Source organism: Halobacillus campisalis, assembly GCF_030345335.1.
Lineage (GTDB): Bacteria > Bacillota > Bacilli > Bacillales > Halobacillaceae > Halobacillus_A > Halobacillus_A campisalis.
Genome location: NZ_JAPVRC010000004.1, coordinates 254,849 through 279,300, shown reverse-complemented (window position 1 = coordinate 279,300; position 24,452 = coordinate 254,849). Strand labels below are relative to the sequence as shown.

The 24,452-nt window shown below is 40.7% G+C and carries 28 protein-coding genes and 3 riboswitches; of the genes, 5 read left to right on the top strand and 23 right to left on the bottom strand.

The annotated features are described in order from the left end of the window. Positions 1–31: 31 nt before the first annotated feature. A complete protein-coding gene (locus O2Q26_RS11175; protein WP_289215976.1) occupies positions 32–298 on the top strand; it encodes an SAV0927 family protein in 267 nt (88 codons plus the stop codon). 51 nt (positions 299–349) lie between these two features. Beyond that, positions 350–640 carry a cytosolic protein gene (locus tag O2Q26_RS11170; protein WP_253936776.1) on the top strand — a complete coding sequence of 97 codons (291 nt, stop codon included), beginning with the start codon at positions 350–352 and terminating at the stop codon, positions 638–640. Positions 641–674: 34 nt separating this feature from the next. Here O2Q26_RS11170 and O2Q26_RS11165 read toward each other — a convergent pair whose 3' ends face one another. Beyond that, entirely contained in the window at positions 675–950 is a 276-nt protein-coding gene (locus O2Q26_RS11165; protein WP_253936777.1) for a YutD family protein, read from the bottom strand. A gap of 137 nt (positions 951–1,087) precedes the next feature. Between O2Q26_RS11165 and O2Q26_RS11160 the strand changes: the two genes are divergently transcribed. After that, positions 1,088–1,666, top strand: coding sequence for a YhcN/YlaJ family sporulation lipoprotein (locus O2Q26_RS11160; RefSeq protein ID WP_253936778.1), 579 nt, complete (start codon positions 1,088–1,090; stop codon positions 1,664–1,666). A 38-nt stretch (positions 1,667–1,704) separates the two neighbouring features. Continuing rightward, entirely contained in the window at positions 1,705–2,649 is a 945-nt protein-coding gene (locus O2Q26_RS11155) for a M23 family metallopeptidase (RefSeq protein ID WP_289215975.1), read from the top strand. Positions 2,650–2,686: 37 nt separating this feature from the next. Here the strand turns inward: O2Q26_RS11155 and O2Q26_RS11150 are convergent, their stop codons facing one another. The 16 genes from O2Q26_RS11150 to O2Q26_RS11075 all read right to left on the bottom strand — a co-directional run bounded on the left by O2Q26_RS11150 (position 2,687) and on the right by O2Q26_RS11075 (position 19,547). Continuing rightward, positions 2,687–2,782 carry a MetS family NSS transporter small subunit gene (locus tag O2Q26_RS11150; RefSeq protein WP_289215974.1) on the bottom strand — a complete coding sequence of 32 codons (96 nt, stop codon included), beginning with the start codon at positions 2,780–2,782 and terminating at the stop codon, positions 2,687–2,689. Further along, positions 2,782–4,305: a sodium-dependent transporter gene (locus O2Q26_RS11145; protein WP_289215973.1), complete on the bottom strand. Its 1,524-nt coding sequence runs from the start codon at positions 4,303–4,305 to the stop codon at positions 2,782–2,784. Before O2Q26_RS11145 ends, O2Q26_RS11150 begins: the two co-directional genes overlap by 1 nt. 221 nt (positions 4,306–4,526) lie before the next feature. Beyond that, positions 4,527–6,086 carry a Na+/H+ antiporter NhaC family protein gene (locus tag O2Q26_RS11140; RefSeq protein WP_289215972.1) on the bottom strand — a complete coding sequence of 520 codons (1,560 nt, stop codon included), beginning with the start codon at positions 6,084–6,086 and terminating at the stop codon, positions 4,527–4,529. 194 nt (positions 6,087–6,280) lie between these two features. Continuing rightward, positions 6,281–6,461: riboswitch (Lysine riboswitch) on the bottom strand. Between the two features lie 54 nt (positions 6,462–6,515). Further along, positions 6,516–7,289: a sporulation protein YunB gene (yunB, locus tag O2Q26_RS11135; RefSeq protein WP_289215971.1), complete on the bottom strand. Its 774-nt coding sequence runs from the start codon at positions 7,287–7,289 to the stop codon at positions 6,516–6,518. 94 nt (positions 7,290–7,383) lie between these two features. Next, positions 7,384–8,790 carry a bifunctional metallophosphatase/5'-nucleotidase gene (locus O2Q26_RS11130; RefSeq protein WP_289215970.1) on the bottom strand — a complete coding sequence of 469 codons (1,407 nt, stop codon included), beginning with the start codon at positions 8,788–8,790 and terminating at the stop codon, positions 7,384–7,386. 12 nt (positions 8,791–8,802) lie between these two features. After that, positions 8,803–9,618, bottom strand: a complete 816-nt coding sequence (locus tag O2Q26_RS11125) for a sulfite exporter TauE/SafE family protein (protein WP_289215969.1) — start codon at positions 9,616–9,618, stop codon at positions 8,803–8,805. A 1,101-nt stretch (positions 9,619–10,719) separates the two neighbouring features. Further along, on the bottom strand, positions 10,720–12,117 hold the full coding sequence (gene sufB / locus O2Q26_RS11120) for a Fe-S cluster assembly protein SufB (protein WP_289215968.1): 1,398 nt from the start codon (positions 12,115–12,117) through the stop codon (positions 10,720–10,722). Between the two features lie 32 nt (positions 12,118–12,149). After that, complete coding sequence (gene sufU, locus O2Q26_RS11115) at positions 12,150–12,590, bottom strand: Fe-S cluster assembly sulfur transfer protein SufU (protein ID WP_289215967.1); 441 nt, start codon at positions 12,588–12,590, stop codon at positions 12,150–12,152. Next, positions 12,580–13,800: a cysteine desulfurase gene (locus O2Q26_RS11110; RefSeq protein WP_289215966.1), complete on the bottom strand. Its 1,221-nt coding sequence runs from the start codon at positions 13,798–13,800 to the stop codon at positions 12,580–12,582. The genes sufU and O2Q26_RS11110 overlap by 11 nt, the downstream gene beginning before the upstream one ends. A gap of 1 nt (position 13,801) precedes the next feature. Next, the gene (sufD, locus tag O2Q26_RS11105; protein ID WP_289215965.1) at positions 13,802–15,109 is read right to left on the bottom strand and encodes a Fe-S cluster assembly protein SufD; all 1,308 of its coding nucleotides are present in this window, start codon (positions 15,107–15,109) and stop codon (positions 13,802–13,804) included. Positions 15,110–15,128: 19 nt separating this feature from the next. After that, complete coding sequence (gene sufC, locus O2Q26_RS11100; protein ID WP_289215964.1) at positions 15,129–15,914, bottom strand: Fe-S cluster assembly ATPase SufC; 786 nt, start codon at positions 15,912–15,914, stop codon at positions 15,129–15,131. A 261-nt stretch (positions 15,915–16,175) separates the two neighbouring features. Continuing rightward, the gene (locus tag O2Q26_RS11095) at positions 16,176–16,316 is read right to left on the bottom strand and encodes a YuzK family famiily protein (protein WP_289215963.1); all 141 of its coding nucleotides are present in this window, start codon (positions 16,314–16,316) and stop codon (positions 16,176–16,178) included. Positions 16,317–16,540: 224 nt separating this feature from the next. Then, the gene (locus O2Q26_RS11090; RefSeq protein ID WP_289215962.1) at positions 16,541–16,912 is read right to left on the bottom strand and encodes a carboxymuconolactone decarboxylase family protein; all 372 of its coding nucleotides are present in this window, start codon (positions 16,910–16,912) and stop codon (positions 16,541–16,543) included. Between the two features lie 76 nt (positions 16,913–16,988). Further along, entirely contained in the window at positions 16,989–17,834 is an 846-nt protein-coding gene (locus O2Q26_RS11085; RefSeq protein WP_289215961.1) for a MetQ/NlpA family ABC transporter substrate-binding protein, read from the bottom strand. A gap of 26 nt (positions 17,835–17,860) precedes the next feature. Next, positions 17,861–18,529 (bottom strand): methionine ABC transporter permease, encoded by a 669-nt coding sequence (locus O2Q26_RS11080; RefSeq protein ID WP_289215960.1) that lies wholly within the window; start codon positions 18,527–18,529, stop codon positions 17,861–17,863. Continuing rightward, positions 18,522–19,547 carry a methionine ABC transporter ATP-binding protein gene (locus O2Q26_RS11075; RefSeq protein WP_289215959.1) on the bottom strand — a complete coding sequence of 342 codons (1,026 nt, stop codon included), beginning with the start codon at positions 19,545–19,547 and terminating at the stop codon, positions 18,522–18,524. Before O2Q26_RS11075 ends, O2Q26_RS11080 begins: the two co-directional genes overlap by 8 nt. Positions 19,548–19,618: 71 nt before the next feature. Then, positions 19,619–19,732: riboswitch (SAM riboswitch) on the bottom strand. Positions 19,733–19,877: 145 nt separating this feature from the next. Further along, positions 19,878–19,982: riboswitch (SAM riboswitch) on the bottom strand. A gap of 77 nt (positions 19,983–20,059) precedes the next feature. Between O2Q26_RS11075 and O2Q26_RS11070 the strand changes: the two genes are divergently transcribed. Then, on the top strand, positions 20,060–20,476 hold the full coding sequence (locus O2Q26_RS11070) for a TlpA family protein disulfide reductase (protein WP_289215958.1): 417 nt from the start codon (positions 20,060–20,062) through the stop codon (positions 20,474–20,476). On the opposite strand, the gene O2Q26_RS11065 is transcribed toward O2Q26_RS11070, so the two are convergent. The 6 genes from O2Q26_RS11065 to O2Q26_RS11040 all read right to left on the bottom strand — a co-directional run bounded on the left by O2Q26_RS11065 (position 20,469) and on the right by O2Q26_RS11040 (position 24,447). Next, positions 20,469–20,786, bottom strand: a complete 318-nt coding sequence (locus O2Q26_RS11065) for a hypothetical protein (protein WP_289215957.1) — start codon at positions 20,784–20,786, stop codon at positions 20,469–20,471. The two genes, O2Q26_RS11070 and O2Q26_RS11065, sit on opposite strands and share 8 nt — an antisense overlap. A gap of 100 nt (positions 20,787–20,886) precedes the next feature. Further along, positions 20,887–21,201 (bottom strand): thioredoxin family protein, encoded by a 315-nt coding sequence (locus O2Q26_RS11060; RefSeq protein WP_289215956.1) that lies wholly within the window; start codon positions 21,199–21,201, stop codon positions 20,887–20,889. A gap of 16 nt (positions 21,202–21,217) precedes the next feature. Then, positions 21,218–21,592 carry a toprim domain-containing protein gene (locus tag O2Q26_RS11055; protein WP_289215955.1) on the bottom strand — a complete coding sequence of 125 codons (375 nt, stop codon included), beginning with the start codon at positions 21,590–21,592 and terminating at the stop codon, positions 21,218–21,220. A gap of 90 nt (positions 21,593–21,682) precedes the next feature. After that, positions 21,683–22,066 carry a glycine cleavage system protein GcvH gene (gene gcvH / locus O2Q26_RS11050; protein WP_289215954.1) on the bottom strand — a complete coding sequence of 128 codons (384 nt, stop codon included), beginning with the start codon at positions 22,064–22,066 and terminating at the stop codon, positions 21,683–21,685. An 85-nt stretch (positions 22,067–22,151) separates the two neighbouring features. Next, positions 22,152–22,508, bottom strand: a complete 357-nt coding sequence (locus O2Q26_RS11045; protein WP_289215953.1) for an arsenate reductase family protein — start codon at positions 22,506–22,508, stop codon at positions 22,152–22,154. 157 nt (positions 22,509–22,665) lie between these two features. Further along, positions 22,666–24,447 carry an acyl-CoA dehydrogenase FadE gene (locus tag O2Q26_RS11040; RefSeq protein WP_289215952.1) on the bottom strand — a complete coding sequence of 594 codons (1,782 nt, stop codon included), beginning with the start codon at positions 24,445–24,447 and terminating at the stop codon, positions 22,666–22,668. Positions 24,448–24,452 lie beyond the last annotated feature (5 nt).

The window sequence follows — 24,452 nt, the reverse complement described above, 5'->3', positions numbered from 1 at the left end:
ACCCGCCATACCTATGAAAGGAGATGACAATTTGGGTGATATAAAAGTTTTAAAAGATCAAGAAGAACAAGTACCATCACGCTTTGTCAGCTTTACCGCAGGAAATCGCCGGTACGAATTCGTTTTTATGAAGGCTTCTTACTTTAAGAGTGACACACTAGTCGTAGACCTTCTCGGCAACCATAATTTTTTACTTAATCATGAAACGCTTGATAAGAAAGGTCATATTGAGCACGTTTTTCACATCAATCAAATGGAAGCTGATCAACTAAGAAACTGTTTACACAAATTCCTTTAATCGACATAGCTAATCCCTCTTTGGATACACTAAAACCAAGGAGGGTTTTTTGTGGATAAAAAACAAAAAGATATTTACACTGATTTTGCCAATGTAGAGGCCGGGCGAAATTATCTGACTCCGGAACAATTGCCTGAAGGGCCCTATGGTTCCCCACGTAATAAGGAAGAACCTGTGTCTAATCGTAAAAGTGCTCCGTGGACAGAAAAACAGCGCTACTATAGTGCTTTCAACTATGAGTATAAGGGTCTCCATCACGACATTCCAAGAAAATTCCCAGGAGCCCACCCTACGCATGATGAAGAGCATACCAATATGAAACCGTCCGAAGAAAAAAACTAATAATAAACCGACGTGCTTATCATGGCACGTCGGTTTATTGTTCTACGCGTTTCAATACAAAATAGGCACACCCAAAGTTACAGTACTCATACAAATAATCTTCAAGGGTACTGATCTTTGTATCAAATGTAGCTTTCGTATTTTGATCATCATAGAATCCTTTTAAACGAAGCTGACCGTAACCCCAGTCTCCGACAATAAAATCGTACTTGCTCAATATGTCACTGAAACGTCCTTCTAGATCTTCTTCATTGAATGCTTCTCTATAATCTTCAATGAGCTCATAATTTTTTCCGAATAATTCAATCAACTGAAATCACCTTACCTTATTGATTCAAGTGTACCATATTTGGTATATGACGAGGAAATAGATGATAAAAAATTGTATCATAATCAAATTTTCGTCCAAGCTAACTGTAAAGTATAAACTATAAAGGAAGATGAATAATGGACAATTTATTAAAGGGCTTTATCCTTTTCGGGTTAACTGCTGCGCTTTTAGCAGGCTGCAACACAGAAGAAAACGAGAACACTCAACCAGATAAAGATCACTCGATCCCTGGAAATGCTATGGATAACTATAACGAAGAACCTGCAGACGGCCAGGTAGGCTATGTCCGGTTTCAGAAAGATCAGTTAGACCAGGAATCTGAACGCAACCATAAGATTAAGGTTAACCGCGAACAGATGGCTGATATGATCAGCCGAATGATCCTTCGTTACGAAGATTTCGATGATGTAGCTACGCTGGTCACTGATAACGAAATACTTGTAGCCTATAAAGGTCCGGAAGATAAAGACAAGAACCAGAATGCAGATATCGTAAAGAAAACGGCTTATTCTCTTGTCCCAAGCTTTTATCATGTATATGTTTCGGACGAGCCCACAGCTTATGGAGACATACAAAGCTTAAGTAATTCCACTGTCTATGACGAAAATTACAATGAAGGCATTAGTCGAATTGTAGATAAAATGAAAAAATCCCCACAAGGTTCTACAACGAGTGAAAACGTCGAAGAAAGCTGAAATATCAACTCATCATTTTTTACAAGGAGGGTAAAACAATGAAATTAGGTTATGGTTTACTGTTCATTCTATTTTCTGTTTGGTTTTTCCCTTCTGTCAGTGGAGCCGTTTCGACTGAACAAGAAAGTGATATAGAGAGGATGGCTCTTTATAAAAAGACGGAAGCAGTCACGGGCATATCCTGGACTTTTTTTGCCGCTATTGATCAATATGAGCGTCAAATTCATGAAGGTAAACCAGAGAACCGGGTGACCGCTTTTCGTCCTGATCCTCTATTCTGGGAAGGAATTAAAGCTGAACCAGGTTTCTTTCCTAATGGATGGGGCGATAATGGGGACGGGAATAACGAAATAGATCAAACGAATGATGAAGATATACTATGGAGTTTAGGAAGTTACTTGCAGTCTTATGGCACAACAGAAGATGATATCCGAATCGCCCTGTGGAATTATTACAAACGCGACTTGACCGTGCAAACCATCATGAACACTGAAAAAGTTTTCGATAAATTTCAAACGGTCATGTTAAGAGACAGGGATTTCCCCCTACCGATTGAAGCGAATTTCAGCTATAACAATACTTGGGGGGACGCAAGAGGCTTTGGAGGACGAAGGATGCATGAAGGAACAGACATATTTGCCAATTACGGCGTTCCGGTTAAGTCGACAACGTATGGAGTAGTAGAGATGAAGGGTTGGAATAAGTTCGGAGGCTGGCGGGTAGGCATTCGGGATATTTACAATATTTATCATTATTACGCCCATCTTAGCGGTTTCAGTGAGGACATCAAAGTAGGAGATGTTGTGCAGCCTGGAGACGTTGTAGGAAGTGTAGGTTCATCCGGCTATGGTCCCCCTGGTACATCCGGCAAGTTCCCGCCACATCTTCATTATGGAATGTATCAAGACAATGGAAATAGAGAATGGTCATTCGACCCGTATCCTTATTTGAAAAGGTGGGAAAATGAAGCAGAGAACAAATAAAACCCGCAGTGATCTGTTGATCACTGCGGATTTGTTTTTACGAGCTCTTCGACTTTCGTACAGCATGGGTGATACTAAGTGCCAGGCCACCCCAAATGATACCTGTGATAATTATAAACATTACAATGGCCATTAGCTTAGTCCCTCCTTATCGTCTTCGTCAACGTCCAATTCATTATTCGGCCATTTTTTCACTGACATCAGTGCTCCAACAAAAATGGCACCGACCGCTACGAGCCAACCGAAATTAAATAGAAAGTCCATAGGATAACCAGCATAGGCTTCCGATATCCTATTATTCAAGTTTTGAAGCATCATATAACCAAGTACGATTGGCGTGATAACACCAAGGCTGATACGCCACCAGGCTCCTAGAGCGATGTCTGACACACTGTTCGCGTGAGACTGGTAGCTCTTAAGTCCTCTTGCAAACCAAGCAAGCGCAACGACCTGGAAAAGGCCTGATAAAGCTATCCCAAAGTTATTGATAAAATGGTCAACAGTGTCTAGTAAGTTTAGACCTCCTCGAGTAGCATAAGCAAGTGAAATCAGTGCTGCAAGGCCGCCCCCAAATACCACGGATTTCACACGTGAAATATTAAACTTCTCTGAAACCGCTGCCACGTATGTTTCCGTGATGGAAATCAATGATGACAAACCAGCTAATACCAGTGAAGCAAAAAATAAGAAGCCAAAAAGTCCAGGAAGCACAGGTATTTGACTGACAATTTCAGGGAATACCATGAACGCCAGACCGATACCGCCTACGCCTTTTTCAGCCGCAAGATCCGTTACAGAAGTATTATAAGTGAATGCCATGAATCCAACCGCTGCAAACACCCCAATACCAGCTAGCACTTCAAAAGATGAGTTAGCAAAACCTGTAATGAAAGCATTGTTTGTGATGTCCGATTTCTTAGGCAAGTAGGATGCATACGTAATCATAATAGCAAAAGCGATGGAAAGGCTGAAGAAGATCTGTCCATAAGCAGCTACCCATACTTCAGCGTCTCCTATCCTTGACCAGTCCGGTGTAAAGAATGAAGATAAACCATCCGCTGCCCCTTCAAGTGTCACTGCGCGAATAACAATAATCAGAAATAGAACGACAAGCGTTGGTATAAAGATTTTGTTAGCAACCTCTATCCCTTTCTTAACTCCTTTTGAGAGCACGCCGAGTGTTATAACCCAAACAATGAGTAATGGTAACAATATTTTCGGTACGAAACCGCCGAACACACCTGGATCGGCAAGATTAAGAAAATCACCTACGAAGAAAGAAGTGGGGTCGTCCCCCCAAGTTAAGTTAATAGAATAATATGAATACATGATTGCCCAGGCAATAATCACCGAATAGTAAGTAGAGATGACAAATGCAATAGTAACCTGCCACCAGCCGATCCATTCAAACCCTTTACTGACTCGACCAAGTGATTTCGGAGCAGAGCCTCGATACTTATGACCGATGGTATACTCTAAAATCAGAATAGGTATCCCTGCCGTCAGCAAAGCGAATAGATAGGGTACAATGAATGCTCCTCCCCCGCTTTCATAAGCGACTGCCGGAAAACGCCAAATATTACCTAGTCCAATAGCTGAACCCATTGCGGCTAATAAGAAACCGACTCTTGACCCCCATTGTGCACGATTTTCCATGTGAATAAGACCTCCCTTTAAAATCATTCTTTACCTTACTAAAAATATGATGGGACAGGGAAAAGAATGTTTCAAATATTTGTTTTTTTCTGATTATTGCTGTTTAAATTATAACCATACCCCATAGGCTTGTCAAAGTAATATTATAAAATTATTAATTTTCCAAAAAAATCAATAAAAAAGACAAAGAAGTACATTTGTCGCACTTCTTTGTCCTTTGTTTAATCCTTTATCGTTTTACTACGTAATACTATGTGGGTCAATAGACTTATTAAAATTACAATAGCTAATGTGACAATGAGCGGAAGCAGGATTTGCCCAGTGAACCCTAGGACAATATATCCTACTGAAGCTGCAAACGCCGCAATCAAAGCATAAGGCAACTGTGTTATTACGTGATCAATATGGTTTGAACCTGCACCAGTTGACGACAAAATCGTCGTATCCGAAATAGGGGAACAGTGATCTCCGAACACAGCGCCAGCAAGCACAGCAGATAATGCCGGTAAGATCAATGTAACATCAGTAACTGCAGCAATCTCTCCGGCTATTGGAAGCATAATTCCAAAAGTACCCCATGATGTACCTGTGGATAAGGCCATGAATCCTGAAACAATAAATAGAAGTAGTGGCAGGTATGCGTTACTGATCGAAGAACGTTCCACTTGTTCTGCCAAATATTCTCCTGTTTCCAATTGCCCGATAACATCCCCAATCATCCAGGCGAAAATTAAAATATAAATAGCTGGAAGCATAGCTTTGAATCCTTCAAAAGTTACATGGCCCATACCGGATTTAGGCTCCGGCTGTTTAATATACAATCCAGCAGATACAAGGACAGCAACCAGACCACCGATAAATAAGGAAATATTGACATTGGTATTTTCAAATATGCTTAGAAGGCTTACATTTCCTTCAGTATTTTGCATACCAGTGACGATCATTGACCCCACTGTTCCAAGAATCAGAGCGGCAATCGGCATTACTAAGTGTGAAATTCGACCGTGCTCATGCTCTTTGAATTCATTATTTAAATCTCCAGGAGCTACACCATTCTTCGGATTAGTCAACTCACCAGTAGACACTGCTCTTCTTTCATGAGTACGCATAGCCCCGAGATCCAATTTTAAGAAAATAGTTAAAAAAACTAATAATAAAGCGGCAAAAACGTACAGATTTGCAGGGATCATTTTGACAAAAGCTTCTAATGCTTGATATTGCACAATTTCATTAGCTGCTAATATACTTCCGATCGTACCGATGATATAGGCTCCCCAGCTCGAAATCGGGGATATGACCGTAATAGGAGCTGAAGTCGAATCAATATAATAAGCAAGCTTAGCCCGGGAGATTTTATAGCGGTCAGTTACAGGTCTAGCCACTTGGCCAACCGCTAACGCATTAAAGTAATCATCTATAAAAATGATGATTCCTAATAAAGCCGGGACCAGCTTAGCTCCTCTGCGAGTTTGGATTCGTTGTACCGCCCAGCGGCCGAAAGCTCTGCTGCCTCCTGAAGCCGTCATAAACGCGGTCGTTACACCTAACAAAAGTAAAAAGGTCAATAAATATAAATTTCCAGTATTCAACGCACCTTCACTAATGAATATGGAGTAAAAATTAGACCAAATCGCTTGAGCTCCTTCTAATATATTGAACTGAGATAACATTAAGGCACCTAAAATAATTCCGGCACCCAGTGATAAAATGACTTTTCTTGTAGCTATGACAAGAATAAGCATGAGTACTGCAGGAATAAGTGAATAAATCGTTCCTTCCATGTGGTTCCCCTCCGTAAAATCTAATGATGATGACGGGTCGTGTGGAATCTACTGTGAAAAAATGGGGAATGTTAAGTACAGCGGCGTGTCTTCATGACACAGGGGCTAAACCTAATAGATAAAAATGCATACAAAAAGACAATGATAGAAAATAATCTACCATTGCCTTGTAAGCAATTGGATTATCCTCCATTTCGATCAGTAGCGCACCATGCACCCGAAAAGCTGCATGACAGTATATCTCTTCTTCAGACATATACCAGTTTATAAGAGCTGACGACTCAAATAAACTTCGGCAAGTCTTCCCTTTCTTCATGTGATCTTAGCTGCCCGCTCCCACTGAATACTAATGAAGCCTGCGCCTCTACCTCACCGATCTGATAAGGTCACGCATATTTAATTCTTAAACATTCTATCAGGTGAAACCCTTTATTGCAAGGGTTCCATTGGGTAAGAAAAAGTTGGTGATTTTCCAGTTTCACCTGTCTCATTGAAAAATTGAGGTACTTCTCCCATTATGGTGCTAGAATCGATAGGAATATCATTACTAACAACTGTAGTTTCAGTGGAAAATGGGATGACCACTCTCAAACTGACTGTAAAATTAATGGATAGTTGAAAATGTGCGGAGTTTATACCATACTCCGTAATTTCATTTTTGAACTGCGACTGGACATCTCCAATAACTCTCAATTGTACGGGGATTTTAGGACCCAAGTTGGAGAGAATCGAATTATTTGTAGCAAGACCAACCGGAATTTCTATGAGAGTAGCCGGTTCTTCTCCCAATTCCTCACTCGTTTCCTCACCTGGAAACACGTCCGCATCCAAGGTGGTATCTTCAAGAGGCAGCTCATTCAATTCCATACGCTTAAGGAAATTCTGCACCCTCAGCGTGGTATTTCTCAAAGTTCTGTTTACGACCACTGAGTTCCAGCCCATATATACTATGTTTCCTTCATTATCTTTCTCCATCCTAACGAGGTCATCGAATTGTATTTCTTCAGAAATCTGTTTGCTGACTGCTTCATTAATCGCATCTCTAGCAAGCTGTTGAGCTTTCGTTTCTGCAATTTCTTCCAACGTCGGAGTAATACCGCGATCAACAATAACTAAACAGACACCTGTGAACAATATAAAAAATACAAAGGTTAATAATAACCTTTTACCGAACGAAGGAGCACGCCCCCTATATTTGCTCATTAAACAACCCCTCCTGACCTATCTATATGATAAGTCAAAGGGGTTTACAACTAACGCTTTTGAAATTCGTTTTATCTAAAATTCTAAATGCTTATTACCTTTCCGTTTCGGTTTGATAATCGGTCAAAGCTTTGGCCAATACATCTCTTAACAACTCCGGCATATAATAAACTTTCTTTTTCGAGTAAGCAATTTCGGGAAATAGCCTTCCGAAAGTAAAAGTGTCCGCCGTTGCTAAAGTGTACATTTCCTTACGGTTCAGAGGCTGCCCACCGAATGTTACTTTGCGCACTCTGACTTCCCCGTCTGTCGAAGCGATAGTTTCAATATCTACTCCAGTAAATATCATCGAACCGATCACTTCTCCCCGGAAACCTAGCCCTTTTAACCGTATTTCTGTCAATTTTTTTGTATGACCCACTCTTATGATTTCTAGAAGCTCTTCTCCGGTTACTTCCACTTTACACGGATTCATGGGATGTGGACATATGCGATGGACATCTTCGTAAGTGACTTCTCCCTCGCCAAGATTATCAAGCAGAACACCGGCATTTAACATTCCGATGTCTGCGCCTGTCCATCGCTGCAATTCTTCAGTCAAGCTTTTCATGAGAGGTGTTTGTTTGAACCAGGCAACGTGCAGTGGACTCGATAAAGTCGTTACAACTTCCTGTAGGTGTTTTACAGCTCTGTCCTTCATCATTTCAACGTCTTTCATCACCTTATGATCCTTTGATAAGCTTTCCGTAGATACGGCGTAAGCTTCTTTTTTTGTAAGCTTTTGGTCAATATGATCCCATTCAAGGATTACCTCGCCTAGATGAGTTCCATACTTTCCAGCTGCGGTGAGAATCGAGTCACCATAATGTTCACCATTTTGAAAAAGGTGATGAGTATGTCCCCCTATAATGACATCGATTCCTGGATAGTTCTGTGCAATATTTTCATCATCGTGGATTCCTAAGTGGGAAAGCAGCACAAAAATATCCGCTTGCTCAAGAATCTCTTTATAATAGCGCTCAAGAGCTTCAAGGGGCGGCTCGATCGACCAGCCAAGCATTTTATAAAATGTTTCAAATGGAGCAGTGAGTCCAAGGACACCTACTTTTGTGCCTTTTACTGTTTCTTTTATTACATAAGGTTTCAGCCAATTTGGTTTTTCTCCTTGCAGCATATGGAGGTTTGAGCAAACGACATCAAAATCAGCTTCGTCATATAAATGGTATAAATCATCATGAGAGAGTGTGATTCCTTCATTGTTTCCAAGGTTTGCGAAGCTATAGCCTGCCTCATTCAATAACTCCACATTTCCTTTTCCCATGAGTCCCTCAGTAATAGGATGAAAACGGTCCGCATGATCCCCATTATCGAGGAGCCAATACGTTTCATTCCGTTCTTCGTGCTTGCTCTTTTTCTTGTTGAAATAACCCACAATCTGCGGCCAATTTTCAAAATGGCTGTGCAGGTCACTTGTGTAGTATAAAAAGATTTTTTCTTTCATATTCATTTCTCCTTATCCAATTCCCTGCCAAATTAACCGAATTCCTATTAAGATAAGTAAGACTCTTAAAAACCATTCGACTGCATTACTATTTAACTTTCTGTTCAGCATAGCCCCTGCAGTCCCCCCGAGGTAAGCACCAGGAATAAATAACAAAGTATTTATCCAATCTACATGCCCTAAAAACACATGGGTTGCTGAACTTGTAATACTTGAGAAAAATATAATGAACATGGATGTAGCTGTGGCGATATGCGGAGGGATTTGGAACATGAGAATCAAAGCAGGCACAATAAGCGATCCTCCCCCTATACCAAGTAAGCCTGAAAGTATTCCTACTCCAAAGGCAAATAATATGCTTAAGGTTAGAGGAAAGCTATACTGGAAAGTCTGTCCATCAATCACTTTTTTTCTAGAAAATCCGCCCGTTTCACCCTCAGCTTCAGGCTCCTTCCTTGGCAGAAAGAAAACGAGGGATACCCCAATCATAACGGCCCCGAAAAGTAAAGCAAACAAGTCCGTTTGGAAAAACTGGTTCAGCCAGGATCCCGCTATCCCGCCTGGAATACTTCCCAACATTAAAATAAATCCTAATTTCAAATCCACTCGATTATGTTTAAGGTAGGAAAGCGCCGAAGACAGTCCCGTAAATACCATCACGACTAGAGACACCCCGACTATAGTCTGCGGGGTTGCCCAGTGAAATGATTCTAAATGATCTGCAAGGAATAGCAGTATAGGAACTAAAATCACTCCGCCGCCTAGACCTGCTACACTTCCTATGAATGCTGATATAAATCCTATGAGTAATGAAAGTGCAATTAACATACGTAACCTTCTATCTATATTTAAGATATTATTATAGTATCACGTTTTCTATGACGAAAACATCCTTGTAATATGAAGTACTATTCTCATCTTCAGGTATTTCAGGATCCTTGTTTTTTCAACAGCTCAGTAAGGGCTCTTCGATATTTTTTTATTTGGCTCTGGTAAATTTCCGTGTGTTATTCATATATGGTCCCTTTAGTGGAAGACTCAGTTTCGAGAAGTCCGTCCTGTTTTCGCCATAAAAATAGTGCTTGAATGTCCGGAAAATCACTCGCTTTCCATGGGCGTACGGTGAGCTTCCTCGGGCTAACGCCCTGTGTGATCTCACCCTGTACTGTCATCCCATAGGAGTCTCGCAATTTCCCGGACCTTCTTGCGTTTGTGGTGCTTCATATAGTAAATAACTGCTTTTGAGTGATAACTAGCGAGACTGTGTAAGTGAGAAGATGCTTGAAACTACCTTAAAGTGCGTGCAGTAATTTTAAAACTAAAATGTAATAACTATAGAACTGGAGTTTAATGTTCCCACTTTAAGTAAGAAAGTTCTTATACAGGCGTTTTCGAGAAGCACATCTATAGTGAGGGGCGGCGGAAACGTTGGTACAAGAGAGTTTTTTGCTTCTCTTTTCTTAGTTCCGTCTCTTAATATAAGTTAGGTGGTTTTAGGAATGGGCGAGACTCCTGTGGGATGAGAGTGATTGGTGAGATCCCGGAAGGCGGCAGCCTGAGGAAGCTCACTGCACTCCCACGGAAAGCGAGTCCATTCCTAAAACCACCTTCTACTCGTCATGATGACGGAACAGCAGATATCCCACAGCCCGAGGAGGCTCACTTCACTCCCACGGGCGAGCCATTTCCCGCCGCCCTGATCCACTCACCCAATGTCTCGAAATCAAGTCTTGCACTATCCTGCCATATTAATGAATAACTCTCTTATGACCATCAACAACCAGCTTTAACATAGCCTTTAATTTAAAATACATATTATTGAAAGACGATTCTGGGACATAAAAACCACCCAAAACATAGTATTTCCATTAAGAAACAAGAAGAAACCGTACAGGCTAAGTGCACCTGTACGGTTCTTTAAAAGAAAAACTATCCGATTGAACCTTCCATTTCGAACTTGATCAGGCGGTTCATTTCTACAGCGTATTCCATTGGAAGCTCTTTCGTAAATGGTTCGATGAAGCCCATTACGATCATTTCCGTAGCTTCCTCTTCTGAAAGTCCGCGGCTCATCAAGTAGAAGAGCTGCTCTTCAGAAACCTTGGATACTTTCGCTTCGTGCTCCAGTGAAATATTTTCATTCATTATTTCATTGTAAGGAATTGTATCAGAAGTAGACTTATTATCCATAATCAGAGTATCACACTCAATATTGGATCTTGCTCCTTCTGCTTTACGTCCGAATTGAACAATTCCTCGGTACGTCACTTTACCGCCATGCTTAGAAATAGACTTCGACACAATGGTGGATGAAGTGTTAGGTGCTAAGTGGTGCATTTTAGCTCCCGCATCCTGGTGCTGGCCTTTTCCGGCAAGTGCAATGGATAAAGTCATTCCACGTGCACCTTCGCCTTTAAGGATGACAGCAGGATACTTCATCGTCAATTTGGAACCAAGGTTGCCATCTACCCATTCCATTGTCGCATTCTCATCAGCCACAGCACGCTTCGTTACCAGGTTATACACATTGTTTGCCCAGTTCTGAATAGTCGTGTAACGGCAATAAGCATTTTTCTTAACAAAAATTTCAACAACTGCACTATGCAGAGAACTTGAAGAATATGTCGGAGCTGTACAACCCTCAACATAGTGTACAGAAGACCCTTCATCAGCGATAATCAGGGTTCTTTCGAACTGTCCCATATTCTCTGAGTTAATTCGGAAATAAGCTTGCAGCGGTGTTGCTACTTTTGTATCCTTTGGCACATATATGAAAGAGCCGCCGGACCAAACTGCAGAGTTTAATGCAGAAAACTTATTATCTGAAGCTGGAATGACTTTAGCGAAATATTCTCTAAAGATATCTTCGTTCTCTTTAAGTGCAGAATCCGTATCTTTAAAGATAACACCTAAATCTTCCAGGTCTTTCTCCATGTTATGATAAACTACTTCAGATTCGTATTGCGCAGAAACACCTGAAAGGTATTTTTGCTCCGCTTCTGGAATACCTAGACGATCGAACGTATTTTTAATTTCCTCAGGTACTTCATCCCAAGAACGTTCGGAACGCTCAGACGGTTTGACATAGTAGGTGATTTCATCAAAGTGAAGTTCAGATAAATCGCCGCCCCACTGAGGCATAGGCATTTTATAAAATTGCTCGAGTGCTTTCAAACGAAAATCGAGCATCCATTTAGGTTCTTCTTTATAATCAGAAATTTGTTTAACAACTTCTTTAGTCAAGCCTTTTTGAGTACGGAAAATGGAAACATCTCTTTCATGGAAACCATATTGATACTCTCCGACTTCTGGCGCTTTCTTAGCCATGGTTAAATACCTCCTTTTGGTATATCAAGCAATTAAGCTTCCTCTTCGTCGACACCTTTTTCCATTGCCTTCCATGCTAATGTTGCACATTTAATTCTCGCAGGGAATTTTGCCACACCTTGCAGGGCTTCAATATCCCCTAAGTCAAGATTATCATTCTCTACATCATTTCCCAACATCATTTCAGAAAAAACATGTGACATTTTCAAGGCTTCATCAACGGATTTACCTTTTATCGCCTGTGTCATCATTGATGCTGAAGACATACTGATGGAGCATCCTTCACCATCAAACTTGGCATCTTCAACGATACCGTCTTCAACTTGCAGCTGCAATTGGATTCGGTCACCGCACGTAGGATTGTTCATGTCTACGGTCAAATGATCACCCTCAACTGCACCGCGGTTACGAGGATTTTTATAATGATCCATAATAACTTGGCGGTATAGCGTATCTAAATTATTAAAAGACATCGCCAAAATACTCCTTTGTTGTTTGTAATCCCTGCACAAGGCGATCTACATCTTCTTCCGTGTTATACAGATAGAAGCTCGCTCTCGCTGTCGCTGTTACATCGAGCCATCTCATAAGAGGCTGAGCGCAATGGTGACCAGCCCTTACGGCAATACCTTCTGCATCAAGGACCGTAGCTAAATCATGAGGATGGACATCTGATATATTGAACGTCACTAGTCCAGCTCTTTGCTCAGGACCATAAATGGTCAATCCCTCTATGGTGCTCATTTGCTTTTGAGCATATTGAACAAGTTTATGCTCATGTTCTTCAATTTCATCAAGTCCGATTTCATTAAGAAAATCAATTGCAGCGCCAAGTCCAACAGCGCCAGCTATAATCGGGGTCCCTCCTTCAAATTTCCAAGGGAGCTCTTTCCAAGTAGAATCATACAAATTGACGAAATCAATCATTTCACCGCCGAATTCGACAGGCTCCATTTCTTTCAGCAGCTCTTTCTTTCCATAAAGAACACCTATTCCAGTAGGACCGCACATTTTATGTCCAGAAAAAGCATAAAAGTCACAATCTAAGTCCTGCACATCAATTTTCATATGCGGAGCTCCTTGAGCTCCATCAACTAACATGACTGCATCGTTTTTATGGGCGATCGCTGCAAGTTCTTTGACAGGGTTAATAGTTCCAAGCACGTTAGATACGTGCATGATAGCAACTATTTTTGTTTTTTCTGTAATAGTTGTCTCTGCATCCTCTAAAGAAATAGTTCCATCTGGCTGTAACGGAATATATTTAAGGGAAGCTCCCGTTTCCTTAGCTATCTGCTGCCATGGGATGATATTGCTGTGATGCTCCATTGGGGTAATGACGATTTCATCATCCTCCTGGAGGTTTGCACGCCCATAGCTGGCTGCCACTGTATTAATGGAAGTAGTCGTTCCCCTTGTGAAAATGACTTCCTGAGTACTATGAGCGTTTATGAATTTACGCACTTTTTCACGTGCGCCTTCATATTCGTCAGTTGCAATAGTTCCTAAGGTGTGTACACCTCGGTGAACATTGGAATTATATCCACGATAGTATTCAGAGATTTTATCAATGACGCTTGCAGGCTTCTGAGAAGTTGCAGAGGAATCAAGGTATACTAGCGGATGTCCATTCACTTCCTGATGAAGAATCGGGAAAGCATCACGAACGGCTTTTACATCCATACTAATATACTTTCCTTTCAATCAACTGTTTCATCTGCTGTTTCACAGCTTCTACAGGAAGTTGGTTAACGACGGGCGCTAGGAAACCATGAATGATCAAACGTTCAGCTTCAAACTTGGAAATTCCTCTACTCATCAGATAGTAAAGCTGCATTGGATCTACACGTCCAACAGAAGCAGCGTGGCCAGCCGTCACATCATCTTCATCAATGAGTAAAATCGGATTCGCATCACCGCGTGCATCTTTACTGAGCATGAGCACACGAGATTCTTGCTCTGCGTTTGATTTTGAAGCGCCGTGTTCAATTTTTCCGATACCATTGAAAATGCCCGAAGATTTATCTCTCATTACGCCGTGCTGCAGAATATAACCGTCAGAACCTTTACCAAAGTGAGTAATGTTAGCTGTGAAATTCTGTTTTTGAGTACCTCTGCCAATGGCTACGGTTTTGGCGTTAGAGTGAGAGTTATCACCAAGAAGGTGGGTAATGTTCTCTGACACGGTATCTCCCTCGTTCATTTGGCCAAGAGCCCACTCGATCGTCGCATCACGGTCAGCAAGTCCACGTCTATTCGTGTATACCGTAGTACCCGCTTCAAAATTGTCGACGGCACCGAATGAAACCTTTGCGCCTGCTTTTGCAATCACTTCTGTAACGTTGTTCGCAGACGATTTAACATCCTTGTTATTAGAAGTATAGTTCTCAACATAAGTCACTGAACTATTTTCTTCAGCTACAACAAGTACATGGTTGATCAATGCTGCCTCTGGATCTTCCTGCCAGAAAATCGTTTGCAAAGGTTCTGAAATGTTTACGTTTTTAGGAACGTAAACAAATACTCCTCCGTTCATTAGGGCAGCATGGAGTGCTGTTAATCTATGCTCATCCACATGAACAGCATCAGTCATGTAGTACTTTTCCACTAAATTGCCGTGGTTACGAATGGCAGATTGTATATCAGTGAAAATGACACCTTGCTCCTCAAGTTTCTTATCGAAGCTTGAGAAAGCTACTGTATGGTTCCGCTGAATGATCAAGTTCTGCTGTTCTTTTTCATGATCAAGCAGGTTCATCAATTCAAAAGGTAAATCATGAATGGATTCAATCTTTTCACCTTCTGCATGGTGTTTGAATTCAGTGAAGTTCCAATCTTTGATGTTCGTTTTATCAGGCTTAGGCATTTCTAAAGACTCTGCTTTATCAAATGCATTCAGACGAAGGGTTTTCATCCAGTCTGGTTCATTTAAGCCTTGAGAGAATTGTGTTACATAATCTTTGTCGAATGGTAGTGAGACTTTTACAGTCATTGTATCCCTCCTATCTTAATTACGCTTTTTGACCGATTGTTTCGTCCTCAATGCCTAGCTCTTGCTTAATCCAGTCATAGCCTTCTGCTTCCAGACGCTGAGCCAGCTCAGGTCCGCCAGTCTTCACTACACGACCTTGCATCATAACGTGAACCTTATCTGGAGTAATATAGTTCAATAGGCGCTGGTAGTGAGTGATAGTTAAGCAGCCGAAGTTCTCATTACGCATTTCATTAATCCCTTTTGCTACTACTTTAAGTGCGTCAATATCAAGACCAGAATCGATTTCATCCAAGATGGCAATCGCTGGTTTGATCATCATTAATTGTAAAATTTCATTACGCTTTTTCTCACCGCCTGAGAAACCTTCATTCAAGTAACGCTGAGCCATGTTTTTGTCCATATCCAAAGTATCCATAGCTTCATCCATCTCTTTGATGAATTTCATTAATGAAATTTCATCACCTTCTTCGCGGCGGGCGTTGATGGAGGATCTCAAGAAATCAGAGTTAGTGACCCCGCTGATCTCACTTGGATATTGCATTGCTAGGAATAGACCAGCTTGCGCACGTTCATCAACTTCCATTTCGAGCACGTTTTCCCCGTCCAAGAAAACTTGACCTTGAGTTACTTCATACTTAGGGTGCCCCATAACTGCTGATGCTAGTGTAGATTTACCAGTTCCGTTCGGTCCCATAACAGCGTGAAATTCTCCGCCGTTTACTGTTAAATTTACACCTTTTAAAATTTCCTGACCTTCGATTTCTACGTGAAGATCTTTAATTTCTAGAGTTGATCCTGCCATAAATATTACCTCCAGTATCTATTTTGATTGTTACAGTTGTTGATATTGATCAAAAACCATTCTCAATTTATTCTCATTACAATCTTATATCATTTCGAAAGTGATATCAACTCATTTCCATTGATTTCACGACCTTAGTTATACGATTCGACAAGAAAACCAGTACGATTTAGCAGCTGATTTTCTTCCTTATTATGATAACAAACATTATGGAATTAAAAAAATCAGGAGCCCTTATAGACTTCCTGATTTTTCTACAATTTATTTATGCAATTGACGATCGAGACTGGCAATGATTTTCTGACTTTGTTCGAATTCTTTTTGGCGTTTCTTTTCTACATTCATCATGTAATCTATGTTGCTTCCGTATTCTGCATAACTCATATTATGCGTTTGGTGCATCGCCTTTTCCATCTCCGGAGTATAATTCAAACTTAATGGGTCAGTAATAATAAATCAATCCTTTCAGAATTTTTACATTATTTAGCTTACCATAGTAAATACCCCAAACCAAAAAGCAAATAAACCTGAATGACTTTATTTTTAGTTATTTATTTTAATGTAAGCGCTTATTTCAATCGATTAATTCTGATTAATTCAATTTGCGTTAATTTTCTATCTATTTGTTAGTGTTCCTTTAAATCATTAAAGGTGTCCTGAACAATGGTTGCTGCTTGGCTAAGGGCTGCACCTCCACCGAATGCTGCTGCCACACTGCAAGCTTCCATCACTTCTTGCTCTGTAGCCCCTTGATCAATACAGCCTTTTGTATGATAAATCATACAGTACTCATCTTGAGCAACAATACTAATCCCTAGTGCTATCAGCTGTTTGGATTTTTTTGAAAGCTCACCCTCTTTAAAACACGCTTCTGAGAACTCACTGAATGCGTGAGCTACTTCCGGCATCTTTTCTGAAAACACCCCGATACCATGCTTGTACTCCTGTAAGTATGCTTGTGAAAGATTTACGTCATGATTCGTTTCATGATGATTCATTTTATTACTACCCCTTTCATAAAAGAAAAATGCGTTCTGAAGTTAGTATCAACTGCAGAACGCATTTCATTCATAATTATTCGTTTACCGGGACAACCGCTCCATCATATTCTTCTTCAATGAAAGACTGTATTTCTTCGGAACGAAGTACTTCCACCAACGTATTTAATGCTTCATTATCTTCATCTTCGCTGTTTGCAGCGATCACATTAACATAAGGGGATTCTGATCCTTCTAGGATAAGAGCGTCTTCACTAGGATTCAAGTCAGCTTCAATCGCATAGTTTGTGTTAATCGCCACTAGCACGTTATCTTCGCGCTCATAGTTCTCTGGAAGAAGTGCCGCATCAATACCTGCATCAAATTCAAGATTTTTCGGGTTTTCAGCAATATCGTCCACTGTCGCTTCTACTTTTTCTACGTCTTCATCTAAAGTGATCAAACCTTCAGTTTCAAGAAGTGACAAAATACGGCCGTGATCGGCTACTGAATTACTCATCAAGACAGTCGTACCGTCTTCCACTTCATCAATGCTTTCAAAATCTTTAGAGTAGATTCCCATCGGCTCAATGTGAATACCACCTAAGTTGACGAAATCATAGTCTTCATTTTCTGCTTGCTGATCTTCTAGATATGGAATGTGCTGAAAGTAGTTAGCATCAATCGTTCCCTCGTTCAGATCCTGGTTTGGGAAGATATAATCTTGATATTGTTCAATTTCCAATGTTACGCCCTCTTCTTCAAGTAAAGGCTGTGCTTCTTGTAATATTTCAGCGTGTGGTGTACTGGAGGCACCTACTGTAATTTCTGACTGTCCTCCTTCACCTTCTTCCTCCGAGGAGTTTCCTTCATCGGAAGACCCACAAGCGGCTAGCACTAACACTAATGCAGTGAATAATAAGCTTGTCCATATTTTTCTCATTTTTGATTACCCCTTTATATAATTAATTATCTTTTGTCCAATTTACGTGAGAGGAAGTCTCCGATAAATTGAAATACAAATACAATTATGATGATAAGAATTGTACAAAATGCTACGACATCGAACGCTCTTCGCTGGAAACCATAGAAATAAGCAAAGTCTCCAAGTCCGCCTGCGCCAATTACGCCAGCAACTGCCGTGTAACTAATTAAGGCAATAGCCGTCACTGTTATTCCAGAGATAAGTGCTGGCATAGATTCAGGAAGCAATACTTTAAATATAATTGTTCGGTTCCTGGCTCCCATAGATTTAGCTGCTTCTATCACTCCTTTGTCCACTTCTTTCAGTGCAATCTCCACTAACCTTGCATAGAAAGGGGCTCCGCCGATTATTAATGCAGGCAAGGCCGCTCCCGGACCACGTATTGTTCCCATAAGGAAGTCAGTAAAAGGAAATAATAGCAAAATCAAAATGATAAATGGTATAGCACGGAACACATTAACGAAAGCGGCAGTAACCCAATTCAGAGGTTTATTCTGCCAGATGCCTCCTGGTCCGGATAAGTACAAAAGCAGTCCGAGTACAAGTCCTAGAATGAACGTTCCGGCTACGGATACTGATGTCATATACAATGTTTCATTTGTAGCTTCCACCATATCTTCCATTTCTACGTTAGGAAATAACTGCTCAAACATCCGGACTCACCTCCACTTCTACTGAGGTTGTTTTCATATATGCGATAGCTTGTTTGACTTCAGTTTCTTCTCCATCAATCTGCACTAGCATAGTACCATATGCACCTTTTTGAGTCTGGGTGATTTTACCGTGCAGTATATTTACATTTACAGCAAATCTGCGAGAGACATCACTTATCAGCGCTTGGTTAGTATTCTCTCCGACAAAATGAAGTTGTATGACTTCACCCGCTCGGTAATTTTCATTAATCACGTCCAGCGAATTCTCACGGTCCGGATCTCCCATCACCTGATCGACAAACCGTTTCGTTACTTTTTCTTTAGGATGAAGGAAAACATCAAGAACATCTCCTGATTCCACGACTTTACCACTTTCCATGACGGCTACACGGTGGCATATTTTTCGAATAACATGCATTTCATGAGTGATCAGTACGATGGTTAACCCTAACTTTTCATTGATATCTACCAGCAGATCCAAGATTGAATCGGTCGTTTCCGGATCCAAGGCTGAAGTTGCCTCATCACAGAGCAGAACTTTTGGATTATTAGCGAGGGCGCGGGCAATACCTACACGCTGCTTTTGTCCTCCACTTAATTGCGATGGGTAGGACTTGCCGCGTCCGCTCAGCCCTACTAAATCAATTAACTCATTAACACGTGACTCCCTCTTTTGCTTAGGAACACCCGCAATTTCTAAAGGAAAAGCGATATTATCAAAAACAGTACGAGACCATAATAAATTAAAGTGCTGAAAAATCATGCCGATTTCCTGTCTTGCCACTCTTAATTTACTTTTGCTTAATCCGGTCAAATTTTGATCATTAAGCTCGATCTCACCGCTGGTAGGCTCTTCTAAGCGATTAAGAAGGCGTATGAACGTACTCTTTCCAGCACCGCTGTAACCGATGACCCCATAAATCTCACCTTTGTCTATGGAAAGATTCAACTTGTCGACAGCAAGTACGTCTTGATCTTTTGTTTTAAATACCTTAGTTAAATCTTTAATCGATATCATAAGCTTTTCCTCCTAACTAAAAAAGCTTTTCTGCATAAGAACAGAAAAGCTTTTATACTTTCGAATCTGTTCTCTCATCTGCCAAAGTCGAAACTTTGCAGGAATTGGCACCTATTCAAATGAACGAATCAAATGACGGTTGCCGGGCATCAACGGGCCAGTCCCTCCGCCTCTCTAGATAAGAGGATATATTTTTAACAGTTTAATACACTAAACCATTTAAGGTCCAAGATGGATTCTAGCACCGACTATATCTAACTGTCAACTGAGAAGTCTATTTTCATCCATAAAAAAACTCTTCACAAATTGAAGAGACAGTTTTGGTTCCTCTTCTCATCTCTCAAAGCTCTCGCTTTGCTGGAAGTAGCACCGTATTTTAAAAAATCGGTTGCCGGGCTTCATTGGGCCAGTCCCCTCTGCCACTCTGGATAAGTGAAGATGTCGCTATGAAATTAGATTTTATGTTAGCATGGTTATCGTAATACGTCAAATCAAAAATAGGAGGGCAAAAAATGAGAAAAGCGCCCGGTTTTCAACTTCCTTATATTCAATCTGAAGAATTATACGATTTAAAACAAGACTTAGGAAAAGTTATCATTCTTACGTTTTGGACTTCCTGGTGTCCGGACTGCGGAGTTGATCTTCCAAAGAAAGAACAACTTTATCGAACTATGGATAATCAAAAGGTTTCTATGCTCACGATAAACGTAACAGGTCGTGAAAGAAATGAAGAAGACGCTAAACAATATGTGAAGAAATTTTTAAAACAACCGACACTTTCTGATAGTGGCGTTGAGACTTACAACCTATACAAAGCTCAAGGGGTGCCTTCGACAATCATCATTAACCAGGAAGGCAATATAGCTTATCAATTCGGTGATCAAGCCTCTTTCATGGAAATCGTACAAGCTATAGGAGAACTTATCTAGCTAATAGGAATAAGGACTCTACGTACAGAAGATCTCTGAGCTTTCCTTCCACATGGACATTGGCAGAGGGAAGCGAAGTCAGCTTTACTTCCCCCTCGATAATTTGCTCCATGATTTCAGGATCGGCATCAATATGAACCTGACAGTGGAAATCATAATCAAAATCGATACGCACCTGCTGAGAATCAATGGTAACGGGGATCCTATCTTCATTATCATAAATAAATAACACAATGGGTCGCTCTTTCCACTTTTTCAATAAATCTTTGCGATTATTAACTTCTCTCATCCAATGAGTTATGCTTTCCATAGAAAAACCCCCTTTGTGCCTTACTTAACTTTTCGGCAGCAAAGGAGGCATTCCCTTTTAAAAACCAGGAAAATCTCTCGTCAATTCACGGGGGAACCCGCTATTTTTTTACATGAGTTCTCACCTTATCATACATGTATGGAACAGAGTGAAAAGCGTAGATCTTTTCTTTAATTTCCCCATTATTAGTAATTAATAGACAGGGAACACTTTTTATTTGATAATTTTGCATAAACTTTGGATGGAGAGAAGCATTCAATTCCCAAAACATCTGACCTTCCATAGTGTGCTCAATTGTCTCCAGCATGGTATGGGCCAGATGACAAGTCGCACAGAAAGGCGAATAAATGTAAATGAATCCTAACTCCATCGAATTTAATTTTTCTGGGATATTGATCTCCTCTAAACCACGCAAGGTAATCCTCCTACAATCAGATAAGATAGACAGGCTTCACTTGAAAATGATGACTTAATAAAGCCCTGGCCAACTCGTGTTCTGGAGTAGCAGCGACTTCTCGAAACGCTTTATCTACGTAAATATGGGCTGCATGAGGCAGCTCTGAAGTGAGTTGTTTTCTCAGTTTGTTACCAGAGTCATCCTCATCTACTAAGATAAAGACAGGCCGATGGTCGAGGTTATGATCTAGTATTAGTTCTTCCATACGCTCCACTCCGAGAGTCCCATGGGTGCACAGAATTTCAACGGGTGTTTTTAAAACTTTGTTGATTTTCTTTTTATCCGTAATGCCCTCTACAATCAATATTCGCTCATTCAAGTCATCACCTACTATATAGAAACAGACCATGCTGAGAAGCACGGCCTGTACATGATTAATATAAAGCTGTGATCATGTAAGCCATGTACCTATGTAAACAGGGCATGACTGTGGCTTTGCTTAGTCTTCGTCAATCATTTCTTCGTAATCTGCCGCAGACATAAGCTCGTCTAATTCAGAAGTATCATTAGGCTCCACGACGATCATCCAGGCTTTCTCATATGGAGACTCGTTAACATATTCCGGACTGTCTTCCAGTTCTTCGTTAACTTCCACTACTTTACCAGTAACGGGTGCATAAAGTTCTGAGACAGTTTTCACGGATTCCACACTGCCGAATGGCTCGTCTGCTTCAACCGTATCGCCTTCTTCCGGTAGTTCAACAAATACAATGTCGCCTAACTCGGATTGAGCAAAATCTGTAATCCCTATACGGACTTTCTCGCCCTCTTTTTTAACCCATTCGTGTTCTTCAGAATAAAGTAAGTCTTTTGGTAAACTCATGGTAACCCCTCCAGATTAAAATTGATATAATTTACAACAATATAAACATAAAAGCTTTGTGCTTTTATTGCCAACGTTCTGCTCATCAATTCCAAATTTGCTCGAATTGATCCTCTTTAAAACCTACAGTGACACGCTCCCCATCTGTGACAATGGGTCTCTTGATCAACATACCATCAGCTGCAAGCCATTTGATCATGTCTTCTTCAGATGCATTTTTCAGCTTTTCTTTCATATTCAGTTCTCTGTATTTTTTTCCGCTCGTATTGAAAAATTTCCTTGCGGGCAAGTCACTGGTACGAATGATAGAAGCTAATTCATCTTCACTGGGTGTCTCTTCAACGATATGTACAGCGTTATAATCCACACTATGATCGTCTAACCATTTTTTTGCCTTCTTACATGTCCCGCAATTCGGGTACCAATAAAAAGTCACTGGCATTCCTATCATTCCCCCTTCCTCACTTATTGATTCTTATTCTACCATACTCCGCTCTTACTTATCATTCATTAATGGTGAAGAATTTTTCATAAAGGTTTTGCCCAATAATGACTTTACAAAAAACAGCCGCGATCATTAGATCACGGCTTGTTATGATTTAAACGATATACTTTTGAGAAGTAATAAGCGTTTTAGCCACTTCACGTTTCTTAGCAATAACATTCGTAGGTGTGTGACGCGTTAGCTTACGAAGAGCCCCAAGCATCATTCGAAGTGAATCGCCGGATTCTGCAGCAATCAGAGTTTCTTTCGCATGGGCTTCGATACGATTGAAAGCTTCTTGAGTATAAACCTGGGTGTAAAGAAGTTTTTGATAATTCTTTTCTTCCCCGCCTTTTTGAATAGCTTTATCAGTTCTCAGGATAGCGGATTCCATATTGTAAATTTCGCCCGTGATATCAGCAATGTTGACAAGGATTTCTTGCTCATTTTCTAATTTCTCACCGAATTTTTGTGCAGCTAATCCTGCTGCTAACAAAGCAATTTTCTTAGCATTTTTCAGTAAATACTTTTCTTGTTCCAGGGCACCATCCCCTGGCTCCTCAGGCATAAGCGTCATGATTTCTTCTTGCAGGGCTTGAGCTTTTTGCAGCAGTGGAAGTTCACCCTTCATTGCTTTTTTAAGCAAAGTTCCCGGAACAATCATGCGATTGATTTCGTTTGTCCCTTCGAAAATTCGGTTGATTCTGGAGTCACGATAAATACGTTCCACTTCATATTCCTGCATAAAACCGTAACCACCATGGATTTGCACGGCTTCATCAACTGCAAAATCTAATAGCTCAGTACCGAAGACTTTATTGAGGGAACACTCGATAGCATACTCAGCAATAACTTTAGCTACTGCTTTCCCGTCTTTTAATTCTTCTTCAGAAAGTTTCCCCATACTTTGCTCAAACAGTCCGACTGTGCGATACACGGAGCTCTCATTCGCATACGTATTAGCAGCAATTGTGGCCATCTTTTCTTGAATTAATGGAAATTGAGAGATCGGTGTTTTGAATTGTTTGCGTTCATTTGCATATTTAACAGCTAATTCAAGCGCACGTTTAGAACCTCCAACTCCGCCAATTGCTAATTTATAACGTCCTACATTCAATATGTTAAATGCGATTACGTGTCCTTTTCCTATTTCCCCGAGCACATTATCAACAGGTACTTCAGCATCTTCAAGGACTAGTGTACGAGTAGAAGAACTCTTAATCCCCATCTTCTTCTCTTCCGGCCCGGTGGAGACGCCATTGTAATCTCTCTCTACAATAAATGCTGTGAATTTATCCCCATCAATCTTAGCGTAAACAACAAATACGTCAGCAAAAGCGGAGTTAGTGATCCATTGTTTCTCTCCGTTTAACACATAATGAGTACCCGCTTCGTTCAGTTTGGCGGTAGTTTTCGCACCTAAAGCATCTGAACCTGATCCTGGTTCTGTAAGAGCGTAAGCAGCTATTTTTTCACCAGTTGCCAATACAGGTAGGTATTTTTGTTTCTGTTCTTCATTACCGAAGAAGACAATAGGAAGAGAGCCGATGCCTACGTGAGCTCCATGGGTGACAGAGAAACCACCCGCCCTGGAAAACTTTTCAGTGATGAGGGAGGAGCTGATCTTATCGAGCTGGAGTCCGCCGTATTCTTCTGGAACATCCGCTCCCAGCAATCCTAATTCGCCCGCCTTTTTCAAAAGTTCTACTGAATGTTCGAACTCATGGTTTTCCAGATTATCGATTTTAGGTACAACTTCCCCTAACACGAAATCTTCAGTCGTTTTGGCAATCATCAAATGCTCATCTGTGAAATCTTCAGGTGTAATGACATCATCTGCAGTTAAATCCTCTACTAAAAACCCTCCACCTTTAATCATCTCTTTTAATTCACTCATTATGG